The 8453-nt window shown below is 63.4% G+C and carries 9 protein-coding genes; 5 read left to right on the forward strand and 4 right to left on the reverse strand.

From position 1 onward, the window contains the following. Positions 1–22 precede the first annotated feature (22 nt). The gene (locus PHO31112_RS25800; RefSeq protein WP_246178574.1) at positions 23–376 is read left to right on the forward strand and encodes a hypothetical protein; all 354 of its coding nucleotides are present in this window, start codon (positions 23–25) and stop codon (positions 374–376) included. Positions 377–394: 18 nt separating this feature from the next. Here the strand turns inward: PHO31112_RS25800 and PHO31112_RS25805 are convergent, their stop codons facing one another. Beyond that, positions 395–1075 carry a response regulator transcription factor gene (locus tag PHO31112_RS25805; RefSeq protein WP_150624422.1) on the reverse strand — a complete coding sequence of 227 codons (681 nt, stop codon included), beginning with the start codon at positions 1073–1075 and terminating at the stop codon, positions 395–397. A 243-nt stretch (positions 1076–1318) separates the two neighbouring features. On the opposite strand from PHO31112_RS25805, the gene PHO31112_RS25810 reads away from it, so the two are divergent. The 4 genes from PHO31112_RS25810 to PHO31112_RS25825 are packed head-to-tail and all read left to right on the forward strand — an operon-like array spanning position 1319 to position 4640. Continuing rightward, positions 1319–2008, forward strand: a complete 690-nt coding sequence (locus PHO31112_RS25810; RefSeq protein WP_150624424.1) for a hydrolase — start codon at positions 1319–1321, stop codon at positions 2006–2008. Positions 2009–2022: 14 nt separating this feature from the next. After that, the gene (locus PHO31112_RS25815) at positions 2023–3882 is read left to right on the forward strand and encodes an amidohydrolase (protein WP_150624426.1); all 1860 of its coding nucleotides are present in this window, start codon (positions 2023–2025) and stop codon (positions 3880–3882) included. 27 nt (positions 3883–3909) lie between these two features. Then, entirely contained in the window at positions 3910–4362 is a 453-nt protein-coding gene (locus tag PHO31112_RS25820) for a DoxX family protein (RefSeq protein ID WP_150624428.1), read from the forward strand. After that, on the forward strand, positions 4359–4640 hold the full coding sequence (locus PHO31112_RS25825; RefSeq protein ID WP_150624430.1) for a DUF1427 family protein: 282 nt from the start codon (positions 4359–4361) through the stop codon (positions 4638–4640). Before PHO31112_RS25820 ends, PHO31112_RS25825 begins: the two co-directional genes overlap by 4 nt. Before the next feature lie 84 nt (positions 4641–4724). Here the strand turns inward: PHO31112_RS25825 and PHO31112_RS25830 are convergent, their stop codons facing one another. The 3 genes from PHO31112_RS25830 to PHO31112_RS25840 form a co-directional block, all read right to left on the reverse strand. Then, entirely contained in the window at positions 4725–5327 is a 603-nt protein-coding gene (locus tag PHO31112_RS25830; protein ID WP_150624432.1) for a hypothetical protein, read from the reverse strand. A 111-nt stretch (positions 5328–5438) separates the two neighbouring features. Continuing rightward, a complete protein-coding gene (locus tag PHO31112_RS25835; protein ID WP_150624434.1) occupies positions 5439–6611 on the reverse strand; it encodes an AAA family ATPase in 1173 nt (390 codons plus the stop codon). Positions 6612–7120: 509 nt separating this feature from the next. Further along, positions 7121–8173 carry an AraC-like ligand-binding domain-containing protein gene (locus PHO31112_RS25840; RefSeq protein WP_150624436.1) on the reverse strand — a complete coding sequence of 351 codons (1053 nt, stop codon included), beginning with the start codon at positions 8171–8173 and terminating at the stop codon, positions 7121–7123. Positions 8174–8453: the final 280 nt, after the last annotated feature.

Below are 8453 nucleotides of genomic sequence, written 5' to 3' on the forward strand. Positions count from 1 at the left end.
AGCCGCAGGCGCAAGCGCCGCCGTGTTGACGCTCGGCGTGACCGGACATGTGAGTGCGGCCGACGATGCGGTGCGCACCACCGGCGCGTCGGCGGCGGGGCCGCGAGCCGGTTGCGTGGATGTGGAAGTGAATGGACAGCGCTCGCCGTCGTATGACTGTCTGACGAATCAGTTGCAGCCGGCGTCAGGCCCGCTCGCCGGCGGGCGGGCGCCCGGGCTGGAGTCTGAAGGTATCGCCAACAAGCCTGGCAATCAGATTGGCGGCCAGTTCAACTGGAGCGGTACGTCTCAGCGAATGGGAAATGCGTTCGGGAATTCGGCGACACCGCAGCGGCCTGCCGCACCGCCGCCGGCACCGATCATCCCAGGGCGTTGATGACAGAATCACGACAGCTCACGCTGTCTCGCGCCGATGCCGGCCAATTCCGCCGTGATAAAGCGCGGGCGATGTCATGCCGAGCTTGTGGGCCATGATGACGAGATCCGCGAAGGAGCGTGCCTCCATTTTTCGCATCGCGTTGCCGCGATGGATCTTGACAGTGATTTCGCTGATCCCCAGCTCGTCGGCGATGTGCTTGTTCATGCGCCCCGCCGCCACGAGCGCCATGACCTCGCGTTCGCGCTGAGAGAGCCGTTGCGCGCGGCCGGCAACGTCGGTACTGGCGCGCTCTCGTGCCAGACGCTGTCGATCCCGCGCGAGTGCCGTCCCTACGGCCTCGAGCAATACGCTATCGGGAAACGGCCAGGTCAGGAAGTCGATGGCGCCCGCCTTCATCCCCCGAACGCTCGTTGCCACGTCCGTATGACCGGCGACGAAGACCACGGGGGTCGGGTCTTGCACCGTAATCAGCGCCTCTTGCAGGGCGAGACCGCCACCGGTCGCGCCGAGATCCGCCCCCAGCACCAGACAACCTGGCCCGCCAACCCGTTCACTCGCAAGAAACGACGACGCAGACGAAAATCCGCGTGCGCGACGACCGGCGGCCGAAAGCAACGCACAAAGCGCGTCGTTTTCCGCCACGTCGTCGACGACGACGTAGACATTCGCGGTATCGCTGTTGGGAAGTCCGTTCATGCAGGTGGCACGGTCATGATTCGATGCCGCCGAGTATACGTCAGCCGCGAGTTGCACGACATCGTTGAATAGCACGAACGTGCGCACTATTTTCGACATGCATCGGCGGCAGACCCGCGCCAGCTCTGGCGTTGCGGCACTAATACGAAGGGACGATGGAAGTCTCCAGACGGAACGCATAGGCTCATAGAGGGCCGCGTCCGGTGCCTGTGCGTCCCGCCCTATTCCCCTCCGGAGCCCTCCATGTCCAATCCCAAGCTCGAAGTCCTCACTCCACAGAACAGCCAGCTCATCTTCATCGACCATCAACCGCAGATGGCTTTTGGCGTTCAGTCGATGGATCGTCAGGCACTCAAGAACAACACGGTGGGCCTGGCCAAGGCCGCGCGTATTTTCAACATTCCGACGACGATCACGACGGTAGAGTCCGAATCGTTCTCGGGTTACACCTATCCGGAACTGCTCGACGTCTTCCCGGACCAGAAGCTGCTCGAGCGCACCTCGATGAATTCATGGGACGATCAGAAGGTGCGCGATGCGCTCGCTGCCAACGGCCGCAAGAAGGTCGTCGTGGCCGGATTGTGGACGGAAGTCTGCAATACCACCTTCGCGCTGTGCGCCATGCTCGAAGGCGGCTACGAAATTTATATGGTCGCCGACGCTTCGGGCGGCACATCGAAGGAGGCTCATGACTACGCCATGCAACGCATGGTGCAGGCAGGTGTCGTGCCCATGACATGGCAACAGGTGTTGCTGGAGTGGCAGCGCGATTGGGCACACCGCGACACGTACGACGCGGTGATGAATCTCGTCAAGGAACATTCCGGCGCGTACGGCATGGGTGTCGATTACGCCTACACGATGGTCCACAAAGCGGCCCAGCGTACCGCGACGCCGCACGAAGCGATTCCGGCCGTTCCGGCAAAACGTTGATCGGAGAGACGCCCATGACCGCCTCCACGCCCGACCTCATTCTGGTCAACGGCAAGTTCGCTACACTCGACCGCGCCAATCCGCAAGCCGATGCCGTTGCACTCACCGGCGCAACCTTCACCGCCGTGGGCACACGCGACGAAGTGATGCGTCTGGCCGGCAGCGGTACCAAGGTCATCGACCTGCAGGGCCGCCGTGTCATTCCCGGACTGATCGACAGTCACATGCACATCATCCGGGGTGGCCTGAACTACAACATGGAGTTGCGCTGGGACGGCGTTCGTTCGCTGGCCGACGCCATGCGCATGTTGAAGGACCAGGTCGACCGGACGCCCGCGCCGCAATGGGTTCGCGTGGTGGGCGGGTTCACCGAACATCAATTCGCCGAGAAGCGTCTGCCGACCATCGACGAACTGAACGCCATCGCTCCCGACACGCCGGTGTTCATCCTGCACCTGTACGACCGCGCGATACTCAACGGCGCCGCACTGCGCACCGTGGGCTACACGAAAGACACGCCCAACCCGCCGGGCGGCGAGATCGTGCGCGACGCGTCGGGCAATCCGACCGGATTGCTGCTCGCCAAGCCGAACGCGACCATTCTCTACGCCACGCTGGCGAAAGGCCCGAAGCTACCGCCCGAGTATCAGAAGAACTCGACGCGCCATTTCATGCGCGAGGTGAACCGCCTCGGTGTGACCGGCGTGATCGACGCGGGCGGCGGGTTCCAGAATTACCCCGAGGACTACAGCATCATCGAGGAACTGCACCGCGAAGGTCAGCTCACGGTGCGCCTGGCCTACAACCTGTTCACGCAGAAGCCCAAAGCCGAACTCGCAGACTTCAGCCAGTGGGTCAAGCAAGTCAGCCCCGGCCAGGGAGACGACGTCTATCGTCATAACGGCGCAGGTGAAATGCTCGTGTACACGGCGGCCGACTTCGAGGACTTCCGTGTCGAGCGCCCCGAGATGCCACCGTCCATGGAGACCGATCTCGAACCGGTCGTGCGGCTGCTCGCAGAGAACCGTTGGCCGTGGCGTCTGCACGCCACCTACGACGAAACCATTTCCCGCGCCCTCGACGTCTACGAAAAGGTCGCCAAGGACATCCCGTTCGACGGCCTGAACTGGTTCTTCGATCACGCCGAGACCATCTCAGACCGCAACATCGACCGCATCGCGGCCCTTGGCGGCGGTATCGCCGTGCAGCACCGCATGGCCTACCAAGGCGAGTATTTTGTCGAGCGCTACGGTGCCAAAGCCGCCGAAGCCACGCCGCCGATCAAGAAGATGCTCGAGAAGGGCGTCAAGGTCGGCGCAGGCACCGACGCCACGCGCGTGGCCTCGTACAACCCGTGGGTATCGCTGTACTGGCTGACCACGGGCAAGACCGTGGGCGGGCTTCGCATGTCCGCGCCCGGCAATCTGCTCGACCGCAACGACGCCTTGCGTCTTTGGACGGAGGCCAACACCTGGTTCTCGTCGGAAATCGGCAAAAAGGGGCAGATCAAAGTCGGGCAACTCGCCGATCTGGCGGTGCTCTCCGCCGACTATTTCAGCGTGCCGGAAGATGAGATTCAGGACATCACGTCGGTGCTCACGCTGCTGGGCGGCAAGGTCGTCTATGGCGACGGTGACTTCGGCGGCTATGCCCCCGAGATACCGCCTGCCATGCCTGACTGGTCGCCTGCCCGTCATGGCGTGGGCTACAAATCTCGTCAGCCGCAGGTGTTGAACGTGAATGCGAGTTGCGCGTGCGCCACGTCGTGCGGTGTGCACGGCCATGCGCATACGAGGGCGTGGATGTCCAGCGTACCGGCGTCCGACGAAAGCGGTTTCTGGGGTGCGCTCGGCTGCTCTTGCTGGGCGTTCTGATCGCAGTCGCATCAGTCGAGGTCCGTCATGGCCACTGTCTTGCCGTCCTCCGACCCCTCGCCGCCCTTGGGGCACGAGGGGATTTCGCTGCCGGGTTGGGCCTATTGGCTCGCCCTGCTGCTGTTGTGCAGTGCCTATTTGCAGGGCGGCATCGACAAGGCCCTGGATTTTCCAGCCGCCATTGCCGAGATGAATCACTTCGGGCTGGCGCCCGCCGCGCCGTTTGCGGCGGCGGTCATCGCGCTTGAAATCGGGGCGTCGCTGCTCATCCTCACCGGCCGGTGGCGCTGGCTGGGTGCGCTGGTGCTGGCGGCATTCACCTTGGCGGCATCGTTCATGGCCAACCGATTCTGGGCCGCGCCGCCAGGCGAGCGCGTCATGCTCGCCAATGCCTTTTTCGAGCACCTCGGGCTCGTTGGCGGCTTTATCGCGGTCGCCTGGTACGACCTTAGAACGCGCCCGTCGCGGAGAACGTCATGAAGCTATATCTTGTCTCGCTCGGTGTCGGCGTGCTCGTCGGCATCATCTATGGCGGCCTCGGAGTGCGCTCACCCGCGCCCCCTGCGATCGCGCTCCTCGGGCTGCTCGGCATGCTGATCGGCGAGCAGGTCGTGCCCCCCGTCAAGCGTCTGCTGGCGGGCGAGCCGGTCAATCTCGTCTGGTTCCATCGCGAGTGCGTGCCGAAGATCACCGGCCTGCCCGGGCCGGTGGCGCAAGCGGATAAGGCGGAAAGCACGACCGAGTCGCCGAAGGCCTGAGCGTCCGCCGAGCGCGATCCCGGGCTACGGGCTTACGTCTGCTCCTCGGGCGCTGGACTGGGCGCGACTGACGTCTTCGCGTGGCTACGCTCCGATGCCATATTGGCGAATCAGACCGCGCACACGATCCTTGTCCGCGTCGGGAATCCGATCCAGCCCGATGTATTCCCAGAACTCCTCGGCGGCCGCCATCCCCTCCTCGCCATCGGCGAGCAGGCACGCCAGCGCATCCGTACGGTAGCGCGCGGGTAGCACATCGATAGACAGGATCAGCGCGTCCATGACACGCTGCCTACGGCTGCGTTTGAAAAAGTGTTCCGTGATGTCGTTGACGAACTGCGACCACGCGTCGGATTGACTGCCGGCCTTGGCTGCGGCGGCCCATCTGCCCAGCAACGCCATGTTCTGCTTCAAAGGCTCTCGGAAAAACGCGAAGTCTGCCGCCGGCCCCTGGTCCGCTACGTCGAGCAGATTTCTGACTGACGTCAGTGGCAAATGACCTGGCAGGCCGGGCTCGCGGATTCGCACCGCTGTGGCAGCGAATGGCGACAGGAGCTTACCTGCTGCCTTGAGTTCAACCGTCTGAAGATCCGCGTTGAAACGCTCATGTCGATGGCGTGGATGCGGATTCGCGACAGGATGGGTCATCGGGGCAGTGCCGATCGTTGCGATGCCTATGGGGTTCATCGTCGGGCTCCATCGGAAGTAGAGATGGCATCCTGCCAGCGCCCCGGCGTTGTGTTTTGCCATACCGGCCGCAGGCTTGCACTTTCGACGAAGCCCGGCGGGCGCCCAGCGTTACTTGCCGTTGTCTGCCCAACGCCAGGCGGGCCGTTCGAGCACGCGCTGGCCCAGAATCGTCGTGGCCGAAAACGCTTTCTCGAGCGTAATGGCGTTGCACTCCGGATCGTCCTCGAGCGCCGCCGCAAGCCGATGCGAGTGCGAGACGATCCATAGCTGCGAATGTTTCGCTGCGCGTCGGATCAAACGCCCCAAGGCGGGCATCAGGTCGGGATGCAGGCTCGCCTCCGGTTCGTTGAGTACCATTAACTCCGGCGGACGCGCCGTGAGGAGTGCGGCGATGAGCAGCAGATAGCGCAGCGTCCCATCGGACAACTCCGCCGCGCTCAGGGGGCGCAACAAGCCGTGCTGATGAAAGGCCAGCGAAAACAGCCCTCCCGACTGCGCATCGATCTCGACATGCGCGCCAGGAAAGGCGTCGGCGACGGCTTCGTCGAGGGCAGTCTGGTCGCCGATCTCGCGGATCGTTTGCCACGCTGCCGCAAGATCGCGGCCGTCCTGATGCAGCACACTCGTGCGCGTACCGATCTGCGGCGCGCGCGCGGGGGCGTCGACGTCCGTTCGGAAGTGATCGTAGAAGCGCCAGTCGCGCATGCGCTCGCGCACGGTGAACACTTCCGGGCATGCGGCGTCATTCGCGATGTGAGAGAAAAGGCTTTCATAGCGCGGCAAACTGCTCGTGAGAATGTCCCAATCTTTGCCTGTCTTGCGACGCACCACACCGCCGTCACGGTCGACGAGCGTGTTGACCGGGCGCAGAAAGTCCCCCGCCCACAGGCTTTCCCGCTTGAACTCAGGGTCCAGCGCAAAGGCGGAAGCGGGGCCCGAACCGACATATCCCATGCAGACGGCATAGCCGAAGCTGTCGCTGCTGAACCCGAGTCGTAGCCGCGCCGGCTTACGACGCGGGCCGCCTTCCACGGGCACCTCCCCGCGCCGCATGCGCTCGCTGATCTCTTCCGGGCCTGCCCACATCACCGAATTCAGTCCACCTTCGCGCGCGAGCGGCGCGACGATTCCATCCCTGGCGGTGCTCGCCAGCAGCCGCAGCGCGCGGTAAAGGTTCGATTTCCCGCTACCGTTGGCGCCGCTGATGACGTTCAGTCGCGTCAACGGCATGACAAGCGACTGAATGGAACGATAGTTGTCGATGGCGAGAGCGCTCAGCATGGCAGGATTCAGGAGTGACATTCGGAAGTTCGCACCATACCCGGTTGCGCGACGTTGGACACGAGCCTTCCCAGCCTCCCACTGTCACGCACGTGCGCAGATATCCCTCTACAACATTCAGCTCGATTCTCAGAAACGTCGATCTCGCGCGCACGGGTGCCGCGGAAACGCGATATGGGCGCTACAGCGAGCCGGGCGACATCGTGCAGGGAAAGCTCCCGGCGCGAAACGACGTCAACGTCACATAGCAAACGTTCGCCGCATTTTGGGCGAAAGCTACACGACTCTGGGGGCCGGCGCGAACCGTCCGGATGTGATGGCGGAAGGACGTATCGGGTACGCGAGCACCGACATCACGCTCAAGGCAGGCGCGCGCGACGGCAGCAGCAGACGCGATGGCGACCTGGGCCGATGCCGTTGGCGGCCTGCGGGGACGCGACGACTTCAACGACAGCATTTTCGTGTCGGGCTCGGCTATCGCTTTTGAATGACGTGCCGTCAGACCTCGTTCAACCGCTCATGGCGTGATGAGGCCTTTGCACTGCCGGGGGCGTGCGGAAGGCTGCGAAATGTGTCGACAGTTGGCCGGTACCGTCCACCGGCGGTGCGACGAAATGCCCCTGCTCGCGCGCGTCGTCCGGTGTCACGCCAAAACTCGCGACGAATGCCTTGCGAAATTTCCCCATGTCCGAAAAACCGAATTCGTTGGCGATTTTCGCCGTCGTCCAGGTGCCTCTGCTCGGGTCGATGAGCGCTCGATAGCTGGCGTTAAGACGCCGGCTGCGGATGACGTTGACGATGCCGCCGTCCTCGGCAAACGCGCGGTACAGATGAGCGCGCGAGATGCGAAAGTGCTGCGTGAGAAGCTCCGGCCCGAGTTCCGGGTGCGATAGGTGTTTCTCAATGAAAACGAGCAGGCGTTCGCGCAATGCCCGGCCAAGCACTGATTTCGGCTCGGCTTGTGCTAACGGTGCGTTGACAAGACCCGCCGTGAGTAGCGCGGTCAGGGCGTCCTGCACGGCGATGCCCTCGCTGGCCGACAAGTCCGCCGACACCGTATGCAGGCCTTTCAGATACTCCACAAGCAGACGCGTAATCGGTTGCCCGGCCTTGAGCACGATCCCGTGCAAATCACGACCGCCCAGCAGTTTCTCGATGCCCGCGCGCGGTACCGTCGTCGCCAGTCGCATGCCTGCATCGACCTCGCATTCATAGGTGCGGGCCAGATCAATGATGCAAATGCCCCCCGGCGCGGCCACGACATCCCGTCCTGCGAAGTTGCCATGAATCGAGCCCGCCATCAGCACATGAACGAGGTAGTGATCGAGCCCGCCCTGCGCAATGGTCCGTTTGTCGCGCACGTAACGCTGGGCGTTGAATTTTGTCGAACCCAACGTCAATCCGGCCATATGGCGAATCAACATGGTCCCTTCGAGAGGCGGGGCATCCGCGTGCGAGGCACGCAGTGTCTCGCAGAACGGCCGTGTAACCTCGCGCCAGTAGTCGTCACGTCGCGATGGCTCGATTAAGTCGGTCGAAATACGGATGTCCGTGTGTGCCATGAGGGCTCCCCTTCTTCACGCCCGAAATCACCGGGCTAATCAACGCGAACCCGATCTCGCTCACGCTATCCGGATACCGCAAGTTCGCGGTCGCCCAGTTTACTCGAAACAGGCGTTTTTTGACCGCACGGGATCACCAGACGGTCAGGAACAGCGGCGAGCGCTTTCTCGAACCTTGTGCGTTGGGGGGGAAGCCCGATGAAGTTACGCAGCCTGACTTTCCAGACTGCGCATGACCTCGGTCTGCACGGTGTTCCAGATTTGCGACTTGAGTTCGTTG

This window comes from Pandoraea horticolens, from assembly GCF_902459555.1.
Taxonomy (GTDB): Bacteria; Pseudomonadota; Gammaproteobacteria; order Burkholderiales; family Burkholderiaceae; genus Pandoraea; species Pandoraea horticolens.

Coding starts and splice junctions, on each gene's coding strand:
- PHO31112_RS25805 (WP_150624422.1), bottom strand. CDS start 1,075: ATGAACGGACTTCCCAACAGCGATACCGCGAATGTCTACGTCGTCGTC.
- PHO31112_RS25820 (WP_150624428.1), top strand. CDS start 3,910: ATGGCCACTGTCTTGCCGTCCTCCGACCCCTCGCCGCCCTTGGGGCAC.
- PHO31112_RS25815 (WP_150624426.1), top strand. CDS start 2,023: ATGACCGCCTCCACGCCCGACCTCATTCTGGTCAACGGCAAGTTCGCT.
- PHO31112_RS25840 (WP_150624436.1), bottom strand. CDS start 8,173: ATGGCACACACGGACATCCGTATTTCGACCGACTTAATCGAGCCATCG.
- PHO31112_RS25830 (WP_150624432.1), bottom strand. CDS start 5,327: ATGAACCCCATAGGCATCGCAACGATCGGCACTGCCCCGATGACCCAT.
- PHO31112_RS25835 (WP_150624434.1), bottom strand. CDS start 6,611: ATGCTGAGCGCTCTCGCCATCGACAACTATCGTTCCATTCAGTCGCTT.
- PHO31112_RS25825 (WP_150624430.1), top strand. CDS start 4,359: ATGAAGCTATATCTTGTCTCGCTCGGTGTCGGCGTGCTCGTCGGCATC.
- PHO31112_RS25810 (WP_150624424.1), top strand. CDS start 1,319: ATGTCCAATCCCAAGCTCGAAGTCCTCACTCCACAGAACAGCCAGCTC.